General features: G+C 29.5%; 21 protein-coding genes. 8 read left to right on the top strand and 13 right to left on the bottom strand.

What is annotated here, in order from left to right:
• Nucleotides 1-492, top strand: coding sequence for a GNAT family N-acetyltransferase (locus tag BHYOB78_RS00680; RefSeq protein ID WP_020064752.1), 492 nt, complete (start codon nt 1-3; stop codon nt 490-492).
• On the opposite strand, the gene BHYOB78_RS00675 is transcribed toward BHYOB78_RS00680, so the two are convergent.
• Nucleotides 489-1,619 carry a hypothetical protein gene (locus BHYOB78_RS00675; protein ID WP_012671429.1) on the bottom strand — a complete coding sequence of 377 codons (1,131 nt, stop codon included), beginning with the start codon at nt 1,617-1,619 and terminating at the stop codon, nt 489-491. The genes BHYOB78_RS00680 and BHYOB78_RS00675 overlap by 4 nt on opposite strands.
• Before the next feature lie 60 nt (nt 1,620-1,679).
• A complete protein-coding gene (gene rfaE1, locus BHYOB78_RS00670; protein WP_020064753.1) occupies nt 1,680-2,687 on the bottom strand; it encodes a D-glycero-beta-D-manno-heptose-7-phosphate kinase in 1,008 nt (335 codons plus the stop codon).
• Nucleotides 2,688-2,908: 221 nt separating this feature from the next.
• On the opposite strand from rfaE1, the gene lspA reads away from it, so the two are divergent.
• The 3 genes from lspA (at nt 2,909) to BHYOB78_RS00655 (ending at nt 5,150) form a co-directional block, all read left to right on the top strand.
• Entirely contained in the window at nt 2,909-3,481 is a 573-nt protein-coding gene (gene lspA / locus BHYOB78_RS00665; RefSeq protein ID WP_020064754.1) for a signal peptidase II, read from the top strand.
• A gap of 2 nt (nt 3,482-3,483) precedes the next feature.
• Complete coding sequence (locus tag BHYOB78_RS00660; RefSeq protein WP_020064755.1) at nt 3,484-4,464, top strand: RluA family pseudouridine synthase; 981 nt, start codon at nt 3,484-3,486, stop codon at nt 4,462-4,464.
• Nucleotides 4,465-4,550: 86 nt separating this feature from the next.
• Nucleotides 4,551-5,150, top strand: a complete 600-nt coding sequence (locus BHYOB78_RS00655; protein ID WP_020064756.1) for a leucine-rich repeat domain-containing protein — start codon at nt 4,551-4,553, stop codon at nt 5,148-5,150.
• Between the two features lie 431 nt (nt 5,151-5,581).
• Here BHYOB78_RS00655 and BHYOB78_RS00650 read toward each other — a convergent pair whose 3' ends face one another.
• The 11 genes from BHYOB78_RS00650 to BHYOB78_RS00600 all read right to left on the bottom strand — a co-directional run bounded on the left by BHYOB78_RS00650 (nt 5,582) and on the right by BHYOB78_RS00600 (nt 19,620).
• The gene (locus tag BHYOB78_RS00650; protein WP_028331352.1) at nt 5,582-6,670 is read right to left on the bottom strand and encodes a pseudouridine synthase; all 1,089 of its coding nucleotides are present in this window, start codon (nt 6,668-6,670) and stop codon (nt 5,582-5,584) included.
• 736 nt (nt 6,671-7,406) lie between these two features.
• Complete coding sequence (gene dnaX, locus BHYOB78_RS00645) at nt 7,407-8,990, bottom strand: DNA polymerase III subunit gamma/tau (RefSeq protein ID WP_020064757.1); 1,584 nt, start codon at nt 8,988-8,990, stop codon at nt 7,407-7,409.
• 126 nt (nt 8,991-9,116) lie between these two features.
• Nucleotides 9,117-10,430, bottom strand: coding sequence for a sodium-dependent transporter (locus tag BHYOB78_RS00640; RefSeq protein WP_020064758.1), 1,314 nt, complete (start codon nt 10,428-10,430; stop codon nt 9,117-9,119).
• 21 nt (nt 10,431-10,451) lie between these two features.
• A complete protein-coding gene (locus tag BHYOB78_RS00635) occupies nt 10,452-11,831 on the bottom strand; it encodes a tryptophanase (RefSeq protein WP_020064759.1) in 1,380 nt (459 codons plus the stop codon).
• 210 nt (nt 11,832-12,041) lie between these two features.
• The gene (locus BHYOB78_RS00630; RefSeq protein WP_008721414.1) at nt 12,042-12,509 is read right to left on the bottom strand and encodes an ATP synthase subunit C-like protein; all 468 of its coding nucleotides are present in this window, start codon (nt 12,507-12,509) and stop codon (nt 12,042-12,044) included.
• A 56-nt stretch (nt 12,510-12,565) separates the two neighbouring features.
• Entirely contained in the window at nt 12,566-14,434 is a 1,869-nt protein-coding gene (locus tag BHYOB78_RS00625) for a V-type ATP synthase subunit I (protein WP_020064760.1), read from the bottom strand.
• The gene (locus tag BHYOB78_RS00620) at nt 14,431-15,030 is read right to left on the bottom strand and encodes a V-type ATP synthase subunit D (RefSeq protein ID WP_012671419.1); all 600 of its coding nucleotides are present in this window, start codon (nt 15,028-15,030) and stop codon (nt 14,431-14,433) included. The genes BHYOB78_RS00625 and BHYOB78_RS00620 overlap by 4 nt, the downstream gene beginning before the upstream one ends.
• A 20-nt stretch (nt 15,031-15,050) precedes the next feature.
• Nucleotides 15,051-16,373, bottom strand: a complete 1,323-nt coding sequence (locus tag BHYOB78_RS00615; RefSeq protein ID WP_012671418.1) for a V-type ATP synthase subunit B — start codon at nt 16,371-16,373, stop codon at nt 15,051-15,053.
• Complete coding sequence (locus tag BHYOB78_RS00610; RefSeq protein ID WP_012671417.1) at nt 16,366-18,129, bottom strand: V-type ATP synthase subunit A; 1,764 nt, start codon at nt 18,127-18,129, stop codon at nt 16,366-16,368. Before BHYOB78_RS00610 ends, BHYOB78_RS00615 begins: the two co-directional genes overlap by 8 nt.
• 28 nt (nt 18,130-18,157) lie before the next feature.
• The gene (locus BHYOB78_RS00605) at nt 18,158-18,994 is read right to left on the bottom strand and encodes a DUF2764 family protein (protein ID WP_020064761.1); all 837 of its coding nucleotides are present in this window, start codon (nt 18,992-18,994) and stop codon (nt 18,158-18,160) included.
• 11 nt (nt 18,995-19,005) lie between these two features.
• Nucleotides 19,006-19,620 carry an ATP synthase subunit E gene (locus BHYOB78_RS00600; RefSeq protein WP_012671415.1) on the bottom strand — a complete coding sequence of 205 codons (615 nt, stop codon included), beginning with the start codon at nt 19,618-19,620 and terminating at the stop codon, nt 19,006-19,008.
• A gap of 1,331 nt (nt 19,621-20,951) precedes the next feature.
• On the opposite strand from BHYOB78_RS00600, the gene BHYOB78_RS00595 reads away from it, so the two are divergent.
• The 4 genes from BHYOB78_RS00595 to hpt all read left to right on the top strand — a co-directional run bounded on the left by BHYOB78_RS00595 (nt 20,952) and on the right by hpt (nt 24,719).
• Nucleotides 20,952-22,097 carry an acyl-CoA dehydrogenase gene (locus BHYOB78_RS00595; RefSeq protein WP_020064762.1) on the top strand — a complete coding sequence of 382 codons (1,146 nt, stop codon included), beginning with the start codon at nt 20,952-20,954 and terminating at the stop codon, nt 22,095-22,097.
• 37 nt (nt 22,098-22,134) lie between these two features.
• On the top strand, nt 22,135-22,920 hold the full coding sequence (locus BHYOB78_RS00590) for an electron transfer flavoprotein subunit beta/FixA family protein (protein ID WP_012671413.1): 786 nt from the start codon (nt 22,135-22,137) through the stop codon (nt 22,918-22,920).
• A gap of 38 nt (nt 22,921-22,958) precedes the next feature.
• Entirely contained in the window at nt 22,959-23,978 is a 1,020-nt protein-coding gene (locus tag BHYOB78_RS00585) for an electron transfer flavoprotein subunit alpha/FixB family protein (protein ID WP_012671412.1), read from the top strand.
• A 210-nt stretch (nt 23,979-24,188) separates the two neighbouring features.
• On the top strand, nt 24,189-24,719 hold the full coding sequence (hpt, locus tag BHYOB78_RS00580; RefSeq protein WP_012671411.1) for a hypoxanthine phosphoribosyltransferase: 531 nt from the start codon (nt 24,189-24,191) through the stop codon (nt 24,717-24,719).
• Nucleotides 24,720-24,886 lie beyond the last annotated feature (167 nt).

Here is a 24,886-nt window from a genome sequence, read left to right as displayed (position 1 = left end):
ATGCAGATAAGAAAAACTACAGTTAATGATATTGATAAAATTTTGGAAATATTTGATTATGCAAGAAAGTTCATGGCAGAAAATAATAATGCTAATCAATGGATTAACGGATATCCAGGAAAGAAAGATGTTGAATCAGATATAAAAAATGACAGCAGTTATGTATGCTTAGAGGACAATGGAGATATAATTGGTACATTTTCTTTTGCTATAGGAGAAGATGAGAATTATGATAAAATATATAATGGTAATTGGCTTAATGATAAAGAATACGGTACTATACATAGAATAGCTGTGATGGGAGGAAGAAAAGGAGTTGCTTCATTTTGTCTTAATTATTGTTTAAATATATGCAGCAATATTAGAATAGATACTCACAAAGATAATATACCTATGCTTAACTTTCTTAAAAAAGAAGGTTTCAAACAATGCGGAAATATAATTTTAAAATTGAACGGCGGAGAGAGAATAGCATTTCAAAAAACTGTTTAATAGTTATGAAATTTAATAACTCCATTTTCTACCATAAATCCATAAACAGAATCATCAAACATATGTATTCCTCTTAATTTAGTAAATCCATCTGTACCTAAATATTCTTTAGAATGGTTTTGAGATAGAAAAGGATTAGTTTTTATAAAGAAATACATTCCATTATCCATTCCTGTATATGTAACTCTGCCTGTACTAGATATGCCAACAGCCAAAGAATTATCCCGGCATGGTATTTTATAAGATTCTTTTAATTTAAAATCATCTAATTTTGAAGTATATATAATATCTTCCTGATGCTTTCCTTCAACTATATTCATTGTAAGTATCGCCAGCACCTCTTTTTCTGGTACATAAACACAATCAACTATTTCTCTGTATGACATTTTACCTGCATCCATATATTCAACATCTTTAAGAGAATATCTGTTTTCCATTTTACCGCTGTTCATATCATATATATCAAGTAAAGGTATTCTGTCTTTATCTCTTTTTAATATAGCAAATTTATGATTAGTCAATGTTAATAATTTTACTAAAGATTCATATTCATTATCTATAACAGTGTCTATGCTGTAAAGTGTATTTCCTTCCGGAGATATTTTATTTAAAGAAACTAAACCTACTTTGGTATAATTAGTATTTGTTACTTTAACTGTATATGTTTCTATTTGAGGTGCATCATCTCCCTCTGTAGAAGGACTTTCAGAAGGTAAAGACATCATCACATTACTAACTACAACATCGCCTACATATCTTAAATTGTATCCTGTTATATATATATTAGAATTAGAATCTATAAGAGATATTTTTGAAGTTTCAAGATTTTTATACTCTAATGGAAAATATCTTACATTACTTCCTGAAGCTATTACCATTCTTGAATTATATAAATCTAATGCATAAACTGTATCATTCTTTACCCTATAAAATTCACCGAAATAGTATTCATTATCTACTTTGTATATTTTAGGGCTGTCTAAATCTACAAATTCATTGCTGTAAATTCCTATATCTTCACCAAGAGATAATTCTGTAACAACCTTAGCAGGAACTATTAAAGGTCTAGGTAAACAAGAAATAAAAAACAATAGTATAAATAATAATATAAATATTTTTTTCTTCATAATAATCTTTATAATATTTCAACCTTAATATATAAAATTACTTAGCTATTTTATAATTCACTATAGTACATCAATTAATTCTTTCAAACTTAAAGTAGAAGTTCCCCTCTTACCTACCACAACTCCAGCTGCAGCATTAGCAATTTCAGAAGATTCTTTAAATGATAAACCAACTGATAAACACATAGCAAGTACAGATATAACAGTATCACCAGCACCTGAAACATCAAATACGCTCTTTGCCTTTGTAGGTATTATATAAGGAATATTTTTATCTTTAAGTTTTATGTCTTTATCAAATAGAGCCATTCCATTAGCTCCCAAAGTTATCATTAATTTTGATAAACTTAATTTTTTAATAATATTTTCTCCTAAAACTTTTATAGCTTTTGCATCAAATTCATAAAAAGGGGCTTTACTTTCTGCACCTTCTACAGCTTCTTTTAAATTAGGAGTCATAAGAGTAGCTTTCTTATAAAATGAAAAATGTTTTATAGCAGGATCAACTAATACAGGCTTATTTTTTTTATTGCAGGTATCTATTATCTTTTTTGATAATTGTTTTGTAATTACTCCCTTATTATAATCACTTATTATAACAACATTATAGTTATCTACATTATCCATAAATGCTTTTTCTATATTCTTTACTATATTAGAAGAAAATGGACTTGTATCTTCTTCATCTATACGAACTATCTGCTGAGTTCCAGCAACTATTCTAGTTTTTGTTATAGTAGATCTTGTATCATCTATTACAATTCCTTTTGATGATATATTAGCATAATTTATATTTTCCATTATGATATCTGCAGATTTATCTTTTCCAATTACACCTATCATAAATATATTATCACTATTACTATTTCCAATCAAAGCGGATATATTTCTAGCCACATTTCCAGCACCTCCTAAATAACTCTCTTCATTCTTTACATGAAGTATTGGAACTGGTGCTTCAGGTGATATTCTTATAACATCTCCGTAAGTAAATCTGTCAAGCATTAAATCGCCTATAACAAGAACTTTGGCATCTAATATTTTTTGGGCCTTATCTTTTAAGTCCATACAATTATTAATTCCTATAAATTTATATTTTTTTAATTATAACATAAATTATAAAAAAAAGTAAATACAAGTATATAAATACATATTATTACATATTAAAAAAACTTGTAATTTTTACGAATATAAATTATTATTATTTTTCATAAAACTTCAAATGTACAAGCATATTAAATTATTTGCTGCTGCTTATATAATAAATTAACTTAGAGATGAAATAAAATATGATAAAATTAAATACAATTAAAGAAGAAATAAAACAGAAAAAAATATATTTTTTGACAGCTATGCTAATTTTTATAGCTGATACAATATCTAAATATTTTATAGATAAATATTTGCAGGAAACTATAATTAAAAGAGTAATAGGAGATATATTAATATTTATATATACAAGAAATTACGGAGTATCTTTCGGATTTCTGAATAATGTTCCTGAAACAATTCAGCATATAATACCTGAATTATTAAAAGTTATAGTATTTATAGCCATGATTATAATTTTCTTTATAATGATTTCTATCAATGTAAAAAAACAAAAATTATCTATGATAGGTTTTACTATGGTTCTTGGAGGAGCTATGGGAAATTTAGTTGATAGAATTATGAGAGGATATGTTACAGATTTTATAAGCATGGGTTTTAATGAAACTATAAGATTTCCTTATAATTATAATATTGCTGATGCCTCTATAACAATAGGTATATGTATTATAGCAATAGGAGTATTCTTTTTCAAAGAAGATTTTGATAAAAAGAAAAATATAGAATCTAACAATAATACAGAAAATAATTAATTATGAATTTAGAAAATAAAAACGGAATTGATGCAGAAGAAATCGAAGATGATGAAATTGATTTAAATAATTCTGATAATAAAAAATCATTCATTATAACAGAAGATGATATAGGAAAAAGATTAGATACATTTATAAGCGAAAAATTAAATATTACTAGAAGCCAAGTAAAAAATTATTTAACTTCTATAATTGTTAATGGCATAGAAAAAAAATTATCATATTCTCTCAAATTAAATGATAATATAATAATTGATTCAGAAAACATCTTTAAAGAAAAAACAGATACAGCAAATCCAATACCTGAAAATATTGATTTAGATATACTTTACGAAGATAAATATTTACTTGTAATAAATAAGCCTGCAGGTATGAGTGTTCATTGTTCTCCTTCTGAAATGAGCGGAACTTTAGTTAATGCACTTCTTTATAAAATAAAAGATTTTGATTTTGTTGGAAATAAAGAGAGAGCTGGAATTATACATAGACTTGATAAAGATACTTCAGGACTTATGATTATAGGAAAAAATGCTAATATAGTATCAAGTATTCAGGAACAATTTAAAAACAGAACTATAAAAAAGATTTATCATGCAATTGTTGTAGGCGTACTAAAAGATAATTATTTAGAGATTAATCTGCCTATAGGAAGGCATCATGTATATAGAAAAAAAATGACTGTAAGAGAAGATGGTAAAGAAGCTCTTACTCATATAAAAGTTTTAAAAAGATTTAATTCCCATACTCTTATAGAAATTAATCTTAAAACAGGCAGAACCCATCAAATAAGAGTGCATTCATCATATAAAGGCTTTCCTGTAGCGGGAGATAAAATATATTCTAAAAGTTTTTCTAAATATTCAGGGCTTATGCTAGTTGCCAAAAAAATCGAGTTTATGCATCCTATAACTAAAGAATTATTAGACTTTGAAATAGATTATCCTGATTATTTCACAAATTTCTTATACTCTGATAATATATAAAAATATGCCAAAAAATATACAAAAATATATATAAATGTCATTTTTTGTCATAATTCTATGTTAATATATTATTATGAGGTAAGATAATGACGGATAATGATTTTCATAAATTAATTAAATGGGCTAAAAAAAATAAAATATATCATATTTCAAGTATGACTAAAAAAAGAATAACTTCATTAAAAGAATTAAATTTAAGCAATTTAGACATTGAAAAAATACCTATAGAAATTTTTAAACTTACAAATATAGAAAAGCTATATTTATCTTTAAACTATATAGAAAAAATACCAAAACAAATAAAAAACTTAAAAAAACTTAAAGTACTTGATATATCTGCTAATAATATAAAGATTCTTCCTAAAGAAGTATTTTATTTAACAATGCTTGAATATTTGAATATATCTAATAATTATATTGATAAAATTGATGAATATATAGAAAAGCTTATAAACTTAAAAGAACTAGACATAAGCAGCTGTAATATATCTTATCTTCCTGACGGCATATTCAAATTATATAATATTGAATTCCTTGATATATCCTACAATAAAATAAAAAAGATAGACAGGCAAATAAAAAATTTAGAAAATTTAGAAGAACTTATTCTTGATTCAAACAAGTTAGAAAAAATACCAAAAGAGATAAATGATTTAAAAAAATTAAAGATATTGTCAATCTTTTAAATCCCGCCCTTTTAAGTTTAAAGCTATCGTTGAACTAAAAATTTTATTTATGTTAAAAGCTTATTTAGAAAAAAGCATACCCGCCCAAAATTTAATTAGACTTTTAATCTGCTTCACGCACGGTGAATTAGATTTTTTATATAGTTGCCATGTTATTATTAATCAGCATATACTTATATGCTTAACTCAGCGTGCGGGAGGATACGTCATGAATTTAAAAAAATCCTGGGTGGGCAGCAAAAATAACTGACAAAAACTAAAAGAAAAAATAATACAAAAATCACAAATAGTTTAAAAAATATAAAGGGTGGGCAAATGTAATTAAATCTTAAAACTTAATTTACATACCCCGCCCTTTTATATTTAAAGCTATCACTGAATTAAAAATTTTATTTATGTTAAAAGCTTATTTAGAAAAAAGCATACCCACCCTAGCGTTTATTAGATTTAAAATCTGCTTTCCTAGTACTTTTTTTATTAATTGATTTATTATTTTTTTTGCTTGTAAGTTTTTTATCTTTTCTATTTTCAGAAAATTCAGATTTACTACTTTTCTTCTGCATTTTTCCTTTAAATGTAGAAGACTTTTTTGTAACTAATCTTTTTTTCTTTGGCTTAGCCTTAGCCCATTTCGATTTATCATGAACTTTTTTCTTTTCTTCTTTATCGTTGTTACTGCTATTTAAAATACTATCTTCATAATTTTCATCTTCTATATCATCTATATCATCAGGAATATTTTCAAATATACTTTCAATATCTTTTAATTTTTTATCTTTTTGTTTGAAGAAGAAATCTATCTCTTTTTTAGTTAAATCTCTTATATGACCAGCCTCTAAAGTTCCGGAAACTTCATCGTATTTGCTTACACAGCCTACGGAAATTCTCTCCAAATCTATAACTTTATATCCAAGGTGATCGAATATCTTTCTTATCTCTCTGTTTTTTCCTTCGTTTATAGTTAAGCGTATTTTACTTTGTATTCTGCCCTTTGATAAAATTTTAAATTTAAAAGGCGAATATGAAACATTTTTAATTGTTATACCTTTGCTTGCATTCAAAAGAGCTTCAGAATCTATTTTGCCATTAACAGTAACATCATAAACTTTTAAAATTTCGTATGAAGGATGAGTAATGATATTAGCAAACTCTCCGTCATTTGTTATTATCATTATACCTCTTGATTCGGAGTCAAGCCTTCCAGCATAAAAAAGCCTTTCTTTAATACCTTTGAAAAATTCTGTGATGATTCTTCTTCCAGGTAAATATTTTGTAGTGCTTACAACACCTATAGGTTTGTATAATGCCATATACCTTTTAGTCTGTCTTTTTATTAATTCTCTGTCAATAGAAACAGAATCATCTTCTTTAACTCTATAAGCAGGATCGAGTATAACCTGATTATTTACCCTAACTCTTCCCGACATTATAGCCTTCTCGCAGTTTCTTCTGCTTGCAAAACCGGATTCTAATATAACCTTTACAAGCCTAACAGCTTCTTCATTTTGTTGCTTTTTCATATTTATTAATAGCCTTTTGAATTTTATAAGTTTTATACTATACTGAAAAAATCTAAGTTTGTCAACTATTCGCCTATACCCATTGGGTACGCTTCACAGAGGATTTCCGCACGGTATCGTAAATCATTATGGATAGCCAACTATAAGTGCGGCTGATTACTTGTTATTATACAATATATACCTAAACAAATATACTTTGTCAGAAATAATTTTTTTAATTTTAAATATCTGCAGGGCTTTGCCCCCCACTCTGTGTGCTTACGCAGCACCCAAGTTCTTTTATTAGTATAAAAGAACCAAAAAAACTGCATTTTTAACCTAAAATTAGGGTATTACACCATATTTGATAGATATTCTTAAAATATAAAGTTCTAGCAATTGCGTTTTCGCAAAGCGTATCCGAGCTTGTCGAGGATATAGCAACTTTTTTGTGCGGCAAAAAAGTTGATAATTTTATATAAAGTGCATCGTTTGACAAAGTTAGTTTTTATATTGCTATTATTTTCAGGGGCTAGCCCCCGAATCCACAGTTCTTTTGCGACCGAAGGAAGTAGTGTGGCGGGAAAAAGTTGAATAAACAATTACAAAGTTAAAATTTAGATTTTTAATTTTATTATTTGTTGTACACTATATTCAATACATATTTTGAAAATATTAAACCGTAGTATGTGTATTTATTGTACTATTGTTCATATAATTATTTAGCTATATACAAAAACTATAATTCTATAAAAAATTATAAAGAACTTTCATCTACCTCTGTAGCCTGCAATTTGCTCTTTAATTTATCTATCATGTTTCCTTCAACTGCCTTCTGAAATTGTATAGCCACATCTTTATTCTTAGTGAAATGAGGTATAGCTTTTGCCACTAAATCATTTATGCGTTTATCTGTCTGAGTCATATCATATATATGATCCGGTAATGCCACTATTAAAACAGCACCTTTACTTTCTATAGGGTTTCCTTGAGATAATAAAGAGTATATAGTAGGGCTTTCTGACTCTATAAATGAAAGTATTTTATTATAGAATATTCTTCTCTTATCGTTTGGATTCAAAGGAACATCATATTGAGGTTTAGGCTGATTTACTGCTGAAGAATTATTAACAGCAGAATTATTGCTGCTGCTTACACTTTCAAATCCATAATCTTCATTAACAGAAACAGAAGAAACAGACTGCATATTTGAAGATATTATATCAACAGGACGAATCAAATTATCAGTATTAAGAAGTAAAAGCATACGCATTTCAAATATAGTTCTAGTATTCGAAGCACTTCTTATACGCTCTTCAACAGATAATATATAATCAAGTATTCTCTCTATTTCATCATCATTATAATGATTAGCAAAAGTCTTTAAATCATCTCTCTCATTTTCAGTTATCTCTAATAATTTTATATCATCAATACCGCTTTTTATCATAAGCACAACACGTATATACTCTATTATGCTGTTAATAAAAGTTCTCGGATCAACTGCCTCTTCAAATAATTTCTTTACAAATTCAAAATATTTTCTTTTATCACCTTCAATCATAATATCAAAAAAACCTTTGACAAAAGAAAAATTATTTCCTCCGACAACAGCATTAACATCTGCACTAGTTATATACTTTTTATCTGTAGTGTAGGCTATCATTTTCTCAAGTATAGTTTCACTGTCGCGTACAGAACCTCTGGCCTGCTTAGCTATTAAGAAAATTGCTTCTTCATCATATTTAATATTTTCTTTATCAAGTATGCCTTTTAATATTTTTTCTAAGTCTTCTATACCAAGAGATTTAAAAGTATATTGCTGACAACGGCTTCTTATAGTAGGAAGTACCCTTTCAGCTTCTGTAGTAGCAAGTATGAAAACTACATGAGCAGGAGGCTCTTCTAAAGTTTTAAGAAGTGCATTAAAAGCTTCATTAGTTATCTGATGCACCTCGTCTATGATATATACTTTATATTTTCCAGCAACCGGAGATATTCTTACATTTTCTATAATAGTTCTTATATTCTCTATACCTCTATTGCTGGCGCCGTCAATTTCTATAACATCAAGAGGAGTACCATTTTCTATTTGAGTACAAGAAGGACAAACTCCGCAAGGCTTATCAGTAGGGCCATTAACACAGTTTAATGCTTTAGCTATAATTCTAGCAAGAGAGGTTTTACCTACACCATGAGCACCAGAAAAAAGATATGCATGAGCTATTTTTTTCTGAGCTATACTTTTTGATATTGTTTTAGTGATATGTTCCTGTCCTATAACTTCTTCAAAAGTTTGAGGACGGTATTTTCTTGCTATTACCTTATAGTTTTCAGCCATATTGCATATTCCATTATATTATTTTTAATTAAGCTATTTTAACAGACTATTATTATTTGTCAATTTTGATTATAAAAAAGGCTAGGCATAATAACCTAACCCTCTTATTAATAAATTATATATTTATTAGAATCCTCCCAATGTAATACTTAATATTAAAATCAAAATAGATACTCCAACAAATACATATTTAGACATAAAATCAAACCATTTAGGCAAATGTTTATTCATTCCCTTTTCAGCATTTTCTCTGAAAGTTTTCATTCCTATAACCCAGAAAATCATTACAGCAGAAAGCATAGCTCCTGTAGGAACAATATACATAGAAACAAAATCCATCCATGATCCTACTCTATCAGCTCTTTCTATAAAAATACCTATAGCTATCATGATTATTCCAATAGTAATAACAGAAACCTTTCTTGATAATTTCAATCTATTTTCTAATGCCTCAATAGGACATTCCATCAAATTTATCAAAGATGAAATAGCCGCAAATAATATTGATATATTAAATAGTATAGAGAAAAAATAACCGAAAGGCATTTTTTGAAATACTAAAGGTATAGATATAAATATTAAAGGAGGCCCTGCATTAGGATTTATTCCAAATGCAAATACAGCAGGTATAACCACAAAAGCACATAATAAAGCACCTAAAGAACTAAAAACAGCAGTTTGAATTGCAGACTTTGGTATGTTTATATCATCTTTTAAATATGATCCGTATACTACCATTCCGCTTCCGGCTAAAGATATAGAAAAAAATGCCTGACCAAGCGCCATAGCCCAAGCCTTAGGATTATATAAAATCTTCCAATTAGGAAATAATAAATAATATATTCCTTCTTTTATATTGGGTAAAGTTAATACTCTCACTAATAATATAATAAACAATATATAGAATAGAGGTATTAATAACATATTAGCTAGTTCTATTCCCTTGCTTACTCCGCCAATTAATATAATAACGCAAATGAATATTCCTGTAATATGCCAAGGTACACTTCCAAAATCAGTTATAATAGATACAAAATATATACCAATATCTGAAGATGAAAATAAACTGCCGTCTATAGCACCTACAGTATATCTTAATATCCACCCTACAACTACAGAATATCCTATAGCTATACCAAGAGCCCCAATCATAGGAATGATGCCTATAATAGCTCCGAAATTTTTATTTCTAGTTTTTAAAGCATTTTCAAAAGAACCTATAGGGCCTGTTTTATTCATTCTGCCCAATGTAAATTCGCCTATTAAACCTATTACACCTAGAGCAATAACGAAGAAAAAATATAATATAAGAAATATTGCCCCGCCGAATTGCCCTACTCTCCAAGGAAACATCCAAACATTCCCTATACCAACAGCTGATCCAACACAAGCTATAATAAAACCTATAGAACTGCTAAAATTTCCTCTCTCTTTATTCATATCTACACACTTATTCTATTATTAAGATAATGGTTCTAATTTGGATGTAAAATGTCTTAATATAGGAGGCTCCCAAGTTATTCTATATCCTCTTATAGAAGAAGCTCTATCCTTTATTGATATCAAAGCCTCAGCTACAACATCCATATGTGCCTGTGTATAAACTCTCCTAGGTATAGCTAATCTTGTTAATTCCAATTCAGATTCTATTTGCTTTCCTGTTTTAGGATCATTTCCTATCATGTAAGAACCTATATCGCAGCCTCTTATTCCTGCTTCTCTGTATAATTCTATAGCCAAAGCCTGTCCAGGAAACTCATAATAAGGAATATGAGGAAGAAGTTTTTTAGCATCTACAAATAAAGCATGTCCTCCTACAGGATATTGAAAAGGTACTTTAGCTTCTCTTAATATATCACCTAAATATTCAATCTGTCCTATTCTATAATGCAAATAATCAACATCCAATCCTTCATCTAAACCTATAGCAAGACCTTCTAAATCTCTTCCGGATAATCCGCCGTATGAAACAAATCCCTCATTAGGAATAGTAGATATTTTAATTTTTTCATATAAAGCTTCATCATCTTTTATACCTATTAATCCGCCCATATTAACTATAGCATCTTTTTTAGCACTCATAGTAAATCCGTCAGCATATTGGAAAGTCTCTTTTACTATTTCTCTTATTGATTTATTTTCGTAGCCTTTCTCTCTTTTCTTAACAAAATAAGAGTTTTCAGCATATCTGGCAGCATCTATAATAAGAGGAATATTATATTTCTTGGCTATTTCAGAAGTTTCTTTTATATTTTGTATAGATACAGGCTGACCTCCTGCTGTATTATTTGTAATTGTCATTATAATAATACCTACATTCTCAGGCTTGTACTCTTTTATTAATTTCTCTAGTCTTTCTACATCCATATTACCTTTGAAATCAAAATAGTTCTCTGTATCCAATGCCTCTTTACAAACACAGTCTACAACTATACCTCCAGCTAATTCAACATGTCCTCTTGTTGTATCAAAGTGCATATTTGAAATAGAATACTGACCTTTTTTAATTATATTAGGAAGCAATACTTTTTCAGCTGCTCTTCCTTGGTGAACAGGCTGAAAATATTTGTATCCGAATATAGATTTAGCAACATCCATAAGATGAAAATAACTTCTGCTTCCAGAATATGATTCATCACCCATCATAATTCCAGACCATTGCTTATCGCTCATAGCACCGGTACCTGAATCAGTTAATAAATCAATATAAACATCTTCAGCTTTCAAAGCAAATACATTATAATTCGCTTCTTTTATTTTTTGCTCTCTTTCTTCCCTAGATATCATTCTTATAGGTTCTACCATCTTAATTCTAAATGGTTCTGCAATATACTTTTTCATATAATTTACTCCTCTTATTTTAAATAAAAAGATAAATAATTTATAAAATTAATATACCTTATAACAATAAAACTATATAAATAATAGATAATAAAAAATTGATATCATAATTATATATGATTTTTTTTATTTTTATTAAAAACAAAAAATCCGTAAGAGTTATTATCACTCCTACGGATTCTTATTTATTCACTTTTATTAATTACTTAATTAAGCACCTAAAACACCGCTGATTAAGAATGCTGTAGCGAAAGAAACGATAGCGTAAAGCTCTGGGAATACAGCAACGATGATAGTGTTACCGAATACGTCATAACCATTACCTATAGCTTCAACACCGTTAGCACAAACTTTACCTTGGAATATAGCTGAAACCATACAAGCTAAACCAACAGCAATACCAGCACCTAATATAGCAGCACCTTGGAATATGCTTATGTCAGCTGTTAGATAAGGCTGCATAATGAAGAAAGCTGCGAAACCATAAAGACCTTGTGTACCAGGTAAAGCGCTCAATACAAGACAGCTACCGAAAGCATCTTTGTTTTTCTTTAAAGCACCAACTGTAGTCATAGCAGAAATAGAAGTACCAACTGCACTACCAATACCAGACATACCTACCATTAATCCTGCACCTAAATATCCTAATAAAAGTGCTGTGTTCATTGTAAAACCCATAATAAAATCTCCTTTTTTAGATTATTTTCTTTTTTAATTATTTTTATATAAACTAATTAAGCCGCTTTTTTGAGAGGCTTATACTCTTTTCCGCCGCCTTCAAAACCAACGTTATTGTAGAATTCTACAAATGTTAATCTCAAAGGGTGTACCAAAGCACCAAGTATATTTAGTAAGAATATAGCTATATGTCCTACTACAAGGAATACAACCATTATCACTACGCCAACACCAGGAATAGCTTTGAAACTCATACCTATCTGATTTATTACCAATGCCAATATAGAACCAGATGCACCTAAAGCAAACAAACGTATATAAGAAAGTGTATCACCCATTATACCAGTTGCCGCAAAATAAACTCCAAGTATAGAGTTTAATACATCAGGCTTCTTACCAACATTAGAAAGTATTACTAAGAATACCAGACCAACAGCTATTAAAGCATAATATACGGTGCTGAATTGTTTGATAACTTCCATTTTCTGCATATCTCCCAAGAACCATAAAACAAGTCCCGGTATGAATAGAAGTTTACCTATAGCACCAAGTATATCGCCTATAGGGCTAGTTTTAATTCTGTCTATAACACCTACCAATAAAGCAAAACATATATGAAGTACGCCTATAAGCAATGCTGTATTAAATGGAGTTAAGAACCAATTTTCTTTTAAGTCTGTAATTATTAAATACTTACTTAAAGTAGCAAATATAGGTATTTGTGTATTTGAAGGTATGCTTACACCAAAGAAACTACCTCCGTTTATAACACCCATAATAGTAGTACATATACCTAATGTTAAAGCAAGTATGCCTACTCCTCTTAATTGTCCTTTTAATACTGTAAATAAGCCTATTAAAGCTACTATAGTTAATACTATACCATATCCTGAATCACCGAAACAATAAGCGAAGAATAATGGATAGAAAACTGCTATCATAGGAGTTAAATCTATCTCGAAATAATTCGGTAATTGGAATAATTTTGTAATAAGCTCATAAGCACCTGAATACTTATTATTTTTAAGCTCAACAGGAACTCTATCATCTCTTGAAGGATCTTCCATTATATAAGCTATTTTCTTGCTGTCGAGTACAGACTTCACTTCGCTTTCTTTATCTTTAGGAACATAAGCCTCTACATAAAGGATTTTTCCTTCAGTGCCTTCGCTAGCTACAAAGCTCTCTTTAGCTTCTTCAAAATGATTAGAAATATTAAGATTATCTATTTCTTTATTAATAGCATCTATAAATACCTGATTTTTTATAATCTCAGTATCATTATTTTCTATTTCTTTATCAAGCTTAGCTATTTTCTCACTTATTTCATTATAAGAATGAGAAGGCATATTAACTATATCGAAAGGAATAGTCTCTTCGCTGCCGTCTTTTTTGAAAGCAACAAAATAAACTTTTCCAGCTTCCTCTTTAATAGGATAAGTAAATATATCCTTAACTTCAGAGAAATTATAGTCATTATACTCTTTAGCATTTGCTGTGTAGAATAGAAGGTTATAACCTGTTTTTTCTTTTAAGCCATTAACTTTATCAAAGCTAAAATCTCCGAAAGGAGCTATAACAGATAACTCTTTTTTGAGCATATCTCTTTCAGCTTTTAATTTATCAGAAGCCTGAGAAGTACTTATAACATTTTCTACAATTTCGCTGGCTTTTTTTGATAAATTATCAGCTTTCAAATTAGAAACATCTTTTTTAGCCTTTTTAGCATCAGCCAAAGCATTATTAATAATATTTTTAGCTCTTAAAGCATCATTTTTCTTACTTGAAATATTCTCTATATTTTCAGATGAAACACCATTAGCAATTTCAATATGCACAAGTCCAAGTGATGCCAAATCGCTTAAAGTTTTTTCCCTATCCTCATGAAAGACAAAGAGAGAGAGTTTCTTCATTTTTCTAATCATAAAGATGCCTCCTTAGCTCTGTTTCTTTCTTTAACTATCTTTTGAGAAGATTTACTTAAATTATCTTCATCTTCCATATACCTTTTAATCTTGATTATGGCTGTTTTATACTCAGGTATTTGTACTTTCTCATAAAGGTTAACTTTCTGAGTAGTTTTTTTCCTAGCATAAGCCAAAGCATTAAGTCTTTCCTCAGTCATTTCAATTTTTACTTGAATAGTCATAAGGCGTTCAAACATACTTATAGCAAGTCTTATCCAAGAAGGCATATTAAAGAGGCTGACATTTTCAATAGCAAAATCTATATTAGAAAGTATATTAACTTTAACACCGGCAATATTTTTCAAGTCGGAATTGATTTTCTTGATTTTTACTATTTCAGGAAACTCAGTCCAAAAACCATTGTAGTTTTGATTTTCTTTAACTAACTTTTGGTATTCTTCTTTAAGTAATTCAATCTCAGCGGTAATCTTTCTTACCTCAAGACGAAGAGCTGCCTCTTTACTTTTCAAAGTAGGCAATGCTTTCTCACGAATAGAAAGCTGGCGTCTTAGGTTTTGAAGAGCCGTTTTATTGTATTGAAACTTTAATGCCATATTTTTACCTACTTTTTAAATTAGTTTTTCCATTTTCCAAATTGTTCTACTAGAGAGTCTTTAATACCAACCTCTGCTTTACTGAAATATTTACCCATTAACTCCCAGCCTGTTTCCAACATCTCATCGATTTTGATGTTAATGTCTATTGCTAATAATCTTTCAGAATATTCAGCAGCATATTTCAAACATCTTTCATCATACTCTGTTAAGTCGAAACCGTTTTCTTTTTTCATTTTAGCATTAGCAGCATCTGAATAAAGACGAACTAAAGTGTTCATTACAGCAGGGTGATCTTCTCTAGTTTTCTTACCTATAACCAACTGTTTCAAACGTGAAAGACTTCTGAATGGGTCAATGATTGTTTTACCTATATCAGAGTCACGTCTTAAGTAAAGCTGACCTTCAGTGATGTAACCAGTGTTGTCTGGTACAGCGTGAGTAATATCACCTTCGTTAAGAGTAGTAACAGCAATAATAGTAATAGATCCGCCGTCTGGGAACTGAGCTGCTTTCTCATATATTTTAGCAAGGTCTGAATATAAAGAACCTGGCATAGAGTCTTTAGAAGGAATTTGGTCCATCTTGTTAGATACGATAGCTAAAGCATCTGCATAAAGTGTCATGTCTGTAAGAAGAACAAGAACTTTCTGCTTATGCTCAACTGCGAAATATTCAGCAGCTGTACAAGCCATATCAGGTATCAAAAGTCTTTCTACTGGAGGGTCATCAGTAGTATTGATGAAACATATAATTTTATCTAATGCTCCAGCTTCAGTGAATGTATTTTTGAATGATAAGTAGTCATCGTTAGAAAGTCCCATACCTCCAAGAATGATCTTATCAGCTTCAGCTCTCAAAGCAACCTGTGCAAGTACTGCGTTATAAGGCTGGTCTGGGTCTGCGAAGAATGGTATTTTCTGTCCTGTAACAAGTGTATTGTTAAGGTCGATTCCAGCAATACCAGTAGCGATAAGTTCGGAAGGCTGTTTTCTTCTAACAGGGTTTACAGAAGGGCCTCCGATTTCTACTTCCTTACCTTCAATTTCTGCACCTCCGTCAATAGGCTCACCATAAGCATTGAAGAATCTTCCGGCAAGAAGTTCGCTTACTTTAAGTCTAGGAGGTCTGCCTAAGAATACAACTTCAGCGTTAGTAGGTATACCTTCAGTACCTTGGAAAACCTGAAGTGTAACAATATCTCCAATCATTTTTACAACCTGAGCAGGTCTGCCGGCTACTAGAGCCATCTCATCGTTACCAACATTTTCTGCTCTTAAAGATACAGTTGCTTTAGTGATCTGTACTAATTTTGTATATACTTTTTGAAATGCTTTAGGCATGTGTTATACTCCTTTCAGCAAATATTGATTCCATCTCAGCTGTGTATTTTTTGTGATCATCAGACTGATATACAGAATAGTTCATCTGTTTGAATGCGTTAATAAGTCTTTTGAAATAAGTACCTACTTCGCTGTAATCATCAAATCTGTAATCAGCTTCTACAACTTTCATAACTTGATTTAATAATTCTTTTTGTCTTTCTATAGGACAGTTCTTATCTACTTTATCGAAAGCGTCTTGCTGTAAGATAACGAAGTCTATAAGTTCTGCTTTCCATAAACGCTGATGGTATTCAAGAGGTACTGCGTCATCACCAAGAATGCTTATTTGGTCATTAGCTTCTTGTCCTCTTCTAGCAATATCTTTTGCTTTAGTTACTTTATCAGCCCAGCCTTTTTCTATATTAATATCTGAGAATTCTATGAACTCTGGATATTCAATATATTTAGAATAAGAATCTAATGGATCAACAGCAGGATATCTCTTACTATCAGCACGTTTCTGTGATAAAGCGTAGAAACATCTAGCAGCTTTACGAGTAGATTCTGTTACAGGCTCTTTCAAGTTACCGCCTGCAGGAGATACTGTACCTATGAATGTAATAGAACCTGTTTCTCCGTTATTTAAGTATACGAAACCTGCTCTAGCATAGAAACTAGAAATAATAGCTGGCAAGTCGATAGGGAATGCGTCTGGTCCTGGCAACTCCTCAAGTCTGTTAGACATCTCTCTTAAAGCCTGTGCCCAACGAGAAGTAGAGTCAGCAAGAAGAAGAACTTTAAGTCCCATTGATCTGTAATATTCAGCTATAGTCATACCTACATAAACTGAAGCTTCACGGGCAGCAACAGGCATGTTAGAAGTGTTACAGATGATTGTTGTTCTTTCCATCAAACTTCTTCCTGTTCTAGGGTCTATAAGTTCTGGGAATTCTGTAAATATTTCTACTACCTCATTAGCTCTCTCACCGCAAGCTGTCATTATAATCAAGTCAGCATTTGCGTTAGTAGCTAAAGCGTGCTGTAATACCGTTTTACCTGCTCCGAATGGTCCCGGAATAAATCCTGTACCGCCTTCAGTAATAGGGTTGAATGTATCTATAGTTCTTACACCTGTTTCTAATAGTTTGAAAGGTCTTGGCTTTTCTTTATATGCTTTAATAGTAAGTTTTACAGGCCAAGTTTGTATCATAGTTACATTTACTTTTTCACCATTAGCTGATTTGATTACAGCTAGTGTATCTTGTAAATGATAAGTGCCTGCTGAAGCTACGCTTTCAACAACACCTTTACCTTCAAATTTGAAAGGAACCATTATTTTATGGTCAATCCAACCTTCTTTAACAGCACCAATCCAATCTCCAGCTTGTACTTCCTCTCCTACTTTAGCTATCGGAGTAAAGTCATAAGTTGATTCTTTATCTTCAGAAAGATCATTATATTTACCTCTTTCTAAGAATACACCTTGTAATTTGTCAAGGTCATTTTGAAGTCCGTCAAAGTTTTTACCTAAAAGTCCAGGTCCTAATTCAATCTCTAACATTGAACCAGTAAACTCTACGGCATCACCTAATTTTACACCCCTAGTAGATTCAAATACCTGAGCACTAGCACTAGTACCTGATATTTTAATAACCTCAGCCATAAGTTTCGCATTACCGCAAGATACATAACATATCTCGTTTTGTGAAACAGGACCGTCTACCTCTATTGAAATTAGGTTTGATATAATAGCAGTTACTTTACCTTTAGTCATTTCTATCTCCTAATTAATTATACATACATTACATAGCAGACGCTTTTGCCTTCAAAGAACCTATTAGCGTCTCCAAATGTTTTTTACCTTCCTCTTCGTTTCTTCCATTTATACTAACAGCATAAGTGAGATTTATATAATAAGCAAAAACATTATCTGTTGTGAAAGATTTTATAGATGTTAATTTATCTAAAAATTCTCTTACCAAAGAACATTCTATGTTTTCCATATTATATGGATCTGCTTTATCTGATGAATTGAATGTCTCTACAATAGTATTAATATATGGTATCTCTCTGCCTACTCCGAAATCTGAAGCTGTAGATTTTGTCAATGCAGATATTAAAGAATAATCTCCTATAAGCTCTTTAGCTATCTCATCACTGCTGAAACCTAAACCTCTTCCATTTAAAGCAGCAAGAACATTCTTCATATCTCTCATAAATAAAGCATAATTTTTTATAAATGAATTACCGCTTTGTATCATCTCTTCATAATACAAATTTAAAAGAGTATTTTCTATATGTCTTGCATTTTCCCATTCAACATTCTTACTGTCTTCTAAAAATTTACTCATATATAATGGCAAATTTGATATGCTTGAATATTTCTGCATTTCTTCTTTACTGAATATTGATGGTTCTATATGTTCTATATAAGGAGTAAATAATCCCTTTTGTTTTGCTATAGCACTTACTAAATTTTTATTATCATTTTGATATACAAGATACTTAAAAAATTTAGCATCTTTAGCACTTAAACTAGATAATATGCTTTGAGTAATTTCATTAATATCATACTTAGCCTTAGCATCAGAAAGTTTCACTTCGGGAAGACCTGAGATAAGATAATAATATGATCCCATACTCACCCCTCTTATTTACTAAAAATCACTTCTTCCGTTTTTGCTTTAATATAATCACTGAAAAACTCTACGAAATCCTCATCTGTAAACTGCAGCTGATAATTTCCGCCTTCAGGAACAATTTTGAAACCATTAGATAATTTTTTATCAAAATTAATAGTAGCGTTCTTTATAGCACTTTTTATAGATTTCTCAAAAGATGAATCTATATCTGCTTTTTTTGATTCTGGGAAATATACTGTTACATCTGCATCGCTTGAAGTAATATCCCATTTTTTTACTACCTCAAGAATTAAATCTTTCAAGAAAGAAGTATCTGCAAAAGCTCCTTTCAAACCTTCTTCTAAAACTTTAGCAGTTACTAAATCCTTTATTCTTTGTTTTAAAGCACTGATTGACTGCTCGCCTGCCATACGAACATCTGTTATTGTATTCTTCTTTAGCTCTTCTGACTTTCTTTCTGCCTCTTTAATAATTTCTTCTGATTTTGCTTCTGCTTCTTTTATAATTCTGTCAGCTTCGCTTTTAGCATTTGAGATTATTTCATCAGCTTTTTTGTTGGATTTTTCAACACCGTCTTGATATATGCGCTCAAGAAGGGAGTCTAATTTTTTCTCTTCAGCCATAATAACTCCTTGACTTTTTATAAATTGATTTATAGAATTTTAAAAAATTTCTCCAAAAACACTATTCTAATAGTGTATCAATATTTTTAAAAAAATCAAGCAAAATAAAAAAATATAATTTGACATATTATTTCCACTATTTTATTAAATTATATAACATAGCTATATAATTTTAAAATTTAACAATATAGAATTCACTAAACACAATTTATTATTATTTTTAAAAATATTTAAATCCCGCACTAACATAATACTAACTATTCATGCACATAACAATTTAAAAAAATATTTTAAATTTTAAAACTATAATTATAAAGTCCGATATAGAACTATTTTTATTATGCTTTTATAATAATAAAAAACCTATATCAAAAAATTATAATATAGAAAAATATTTTATTTAATAAAAACATATCTTAATAAAAGTAATTTTTGAATATAATAAATAATATAGTAGTAATAATTTTACTTAATAAGTACAAAAAGAATAAATAATAACAAATAAATATAAAATTCATTATTACTGCCAATGATGAACTTTCTAAAAATTCATTAGTTATTTATTTTGGATGTTTGTTTATAGTCTAAAAAATAAATTAACTAAAATTTTAATTAATTAAGAAATTATTAGTAATTGAGGTATGATAATAATCAATATTCAATCATATAAAACATAAAAATAATTTTATAAAAAATTCATTAGCTATTTATTGTGGCCGTTTGTTTATAGCTTAAAAATAAAGTAACTGAAATTTTTAATTAATTGAGAAAGTATCAATAATTGAGGTATAACAATAAGAATATTCAATCATATAAAACATAAAAATAAATTTTCTAAAAACTTAATCAGCAATTTATAGTCTATTTATTATTACTTAAAAATAAATCAAACTTAAGCCGCTTATTTAATTTATTAAAAAAGAAAATATATTTATCATAGCAACAATAAAAAATAAGTATTACAAAAACAATTCAAAGTTTAATTAAAATACTATTTCTAATTAGAAATAAAAAGCTTAATTATTTTATAATATTTAGAATTGAATTTATATAAAAAGAATAAAAAACTAATTAAATATTATAACTTTCTCAATACATTTTTAAGCAAATCTATAGAAGAAATTGCTATAATTAAGGAAGATTAAGTAATAATAAAACACAATATTTGCTTAATTTTATACATTTTTTGTTTTAAAATTAAACAAAAAACCATTTTTATCATATTATATGATTTGATTTTTAATAAAAAATATATTATATTTTAAACAAAAAAATAAATTAACTAAAATTCAAAAATTTTATTTTCAAAGATAATCATCAGGAGGGTTAGAATGGAATTTAATTTGCCTAAAACACATCAACTTTTCAGACAAATGATTAGAGAATTTGCTGAAAAAGAGGTAAAACCTTTAGCGACAGAACTTGACGAGGAAGAAAGATTTCCTGTTGAAACTGTTAAAAAAATGGCTGAAATCGGACTTATGGGTATTCCAATTCCTAAAGAATACGGCGGAGCTGGCGGAGACAACTTAATGTACGCTATGGCTGTTGAAGAATTATCAAGAGTTTGCGGTACTACAGGTGTTATACTTTCTGCTCACACTTCTCTTGGAACTTGGCCTATTTTACAATTCGGTACAGAGGCTCAAAAACAAAAATATGTTCCTAAAATGGCTAGCGGCGAATGGCTTGGTGCATTCGGTCTTACTGAACCAAATGCTGGTACAGATGCTGCAGGTCAGCAAACTGTAGCTGTATTAGACGAAGCTACTAATGAATGGGTAATTAATGGTTCTAAAATATTCATAACAAATTCAGGATATGCAAATGTATATGTAATATTTGCTATGACAGACAAATCAAAAGGATTAAAAGGAATTTCTGCATTTATAGTTGAATCAACAACTCCTGGATTTACTGTTGGTAAAAAAGAGAAAAAATTGGGAATCAGAGGATCTGCAACTTGCGAATTAATATTCGAAAATGCAAGAATACCAAAAGATAACCTATTAGGAGAATTAGGAAAAGGATTCAAAATTGCTATGATGACTCTTGACGGAGGAAGAATAGGAATTGCTTCTCAAGCATTAGGTATCGCTCAAGGTGCTCTTGATGAAACTGTTGCTTATGTAAAAGAAAGAAAACAATTTGGAAGAACAATAGCTAATTTCCAAAACACTCAATTCCAATTAGCTAACCTTGAAGTAAAAGTAGAAGCTGCAAGACTTCTTGTTTATAAAGCTGCTTGGAGAGAAAGCAACCATCTTCCATATTCAGTAGATGCTGCAAGAGCTAAATTATTCGCTTCTGAAACTGCAATGGAAGTAACAACTAAAGCCGTTCAGCTTCATGGTGGATACGGATATACAAGAGAATATCCTGTTGAAAGAATGATGAGAGATGCTAAGATTACTGAAATCTATGAAGGTACATCAGAAGTTCAAAGAATGGTAATAGCAGGCAGCCTTTTAAAATAAGCCAATTAGTAAATAAAATATTTATGGAGGAATAGAAATGAAAATAGTAGTTTGTATAAAACAGGTTCCAGATACAACAGAAATTAAACTAGACCCTGTAAAAGGTACATTAATAAGAGATGGTGTTCCTAGTATAATGAACCCAGATGATAAAGCAGGTTTAGAAGAAGCTTTAAAATTAAAAGATAAATACGGTGCTCATGTAACTGTAATAACTATGGGACCTCCTCAAGCTGAAGCAATATTAAGAGAAGCTTATGCTATGGGAGCAGACAGAGCTATTCTTATAACAGATAGAAAATTCGGCGGTGCTGATACATTAGCTACTTCTAATACATTAGCAGCTGCTTTAAGAACTTTAGAATATGATATTATTATTTCAGGAAGACAAGCTATAGACGGTGATACTGCTCAAGTTGGTCCTCAAACAGCTGAACACTTACAAATACCTCAAATTTCTTATGCAAAAGAAATTCAATATAACGAAGCTGATAAATCATTAACAGTAAAAAGAGTAATAGAAGATGGATATTACCTACTAAACGTTCAATTACCAGCATTAATAACAGTATTATCAGAAGCTAATAGCCCAAGATACATGAGAGTTAAAGGAATTGTTGAAGCTTATGATAAAGAAATTGAAATTTGGTCTTCTGAAACTATAAAAATTGACCCTTCTTTGATTGGTCTTACTGGTTCTCCTACAAAAGTTAAAAAATCATTTACTAAAGGAGCTAAACAAGCCGGTAAAGTATTTGAAGTTGATACAAAAGAAGCTGTTAATATCATAATTGAAAAATTAAAAGAAAAATTTGTTATTTAATTAAATTAACAAAGAACCTTAGAAAAAGGAGATAGATAATGAATTTAAGTGATTACAAAGGAATATTAGTATTCGCAGAACAAAGAGACGGTGTAATTCAAAACGTAGGTTTAGAATTAATCGGTGAAGCAAAAAAACTTGCTGCTAAATTAAATGTATCTGTAACAGCAGCTTTAGTAGGACATAAAATAGAAGGTTTAGCTCAAACTTTAGTTGAGTATGGTGCTGATGAAGTAGTTGTTGTTGATAATGAACTTTTAAAACAATACGATACTGAAGCTTATGCTCAAGCATTAACTGCAATAATAAATGCTAAAAAACCTGAAATAGTTTTATTAGGTGCAACTACTTTAGGAAGAGACTTAGCTCCTAGAGTATCTTCAAGAATATCTACAGGACTTACTGCTGACTGTACAAAATTAGATATAGATGATGAAACTAAAGTTTTCGGAATGACAAGACCTGCATTCGGCGGAAACTTGATGGCTACTATTGTTTGTCCTGATCACAGACCTCAAATGGCTACTGTAAGACCTGGTGTAATGCAAAAGCTAGCTAAAGAAGAAGGAAAAAAAGGTAAAGTTGAAGTATTACCTTTAACTATAGACACTTCTAAAATGAAAGTTAAAATCTTAGATGTAGTAAAAGAATCTACTAAGAAAATTGATATTACAGAAGCTAAGATATTGGTATCTGGAGGTAGAGGTGTAGGTTCTAAAGAAAACTTCAAGAATCTTGAGGCTGTAGCTTCTAAAATCGGTGCTATCGTTTCTGGTTCAAGAGCTGCTGTTGATGCTGGATTCATAGAACAGTCTAGACAAGTTGGTCAGACAGGTAAAACAGTAAGACCTAATATATACTTCGCTTGCGGTATTTCTGGTGCTATTCAGCACATGGCTGGTATGGAAGAATCTGAATATATCATTGCTATAAACAAAGATAAAGATGCTCCAATGTTTGGAATTGCTGATTTAGGTATAGTAGGAGATGTTAATAAAGTACTTCCTCTATTAGCTGAAGAGTTAGCAAAAGCTATAGAAGCTAAAAAAGCTAATTAATTTAGAATAATTTAAGCTTTTAATAAAGTACAAATCCGACAGATAAAATATTTTATCTGTCGGATTTTTTAATAATATAAACTTTATCTTATTTATATAATCAATTCATTCATTACAAATAATTTAAAATATATTTTTATTTTTAATTAAATTATTATTTATATACGATAATATATAAAAAAATCACTATAAAAAATTAAGGGATAATTTATGAAAAAAGATGAGCATATATCAAAAGTACTTATATCCGAGGAAGATATAAATAAGAAAGTTAAAGAATTAGCAGAACAAATTTCTAATGATCTTAAAAATAAAGAAAATATACCATGTATAATAGGACTTTTAAAAGGTTCTTTTATATTCATTGCTGATTTATCAAGATATATTAATGTACCTGTGGAAATTGATTTTATGATAGTATCTAGCTATGGTAATAATAAAATAGGTTCTGAAATTAAAATACTTAAAGATGTTGACATCCCTCTTACAGGAAGAGATGTAATTATAGTAGAAGATATAATAGATACAGGATACACTTTAGAGAAAATATGCGAAGTATTAAAAACTAGAAATGTTGCTTCTCTTAAAATATGCACTCTTCTAAATAAACCTTCAAGAAGAAAAGTTGACATTAAAATCGACTATAATGGTTTTGATATTGAAGATGAGTTTGTTGTAGGATATGGAATTGACTATGCTCAGAAATACAGAAATCTTCCATACATTGGAGTAGTTGAATAAAAATAAATTACCGCACGCAGAGCAGATTCATAATTATAATAAATTTATAATTCTAATTTTATTATCTAATAATATAAAATTAACCGTGCGTTGAGCAGATGTTAACTCTAATAAAAACTTGGGCGGGCGTTTTAATATCAAATTAAAATTTTAAATATTAATAAAAT

It is taken from the genome of Brachyspira hyodysenteriae ATCC 27164, assembly GCF_001676785.2.
GTDB lineage: Bacteria > Spirochaetota > Brachyspiria > Brachyspirales > Brachyspiraceae > Brachyspira > Brachyspira hyodysenteriae.
The sequence above is the reverse complement of the archived record's forward strand: the minus strand, read 5'-3'. Positions and strand labels throughout refer to the sequence as shown.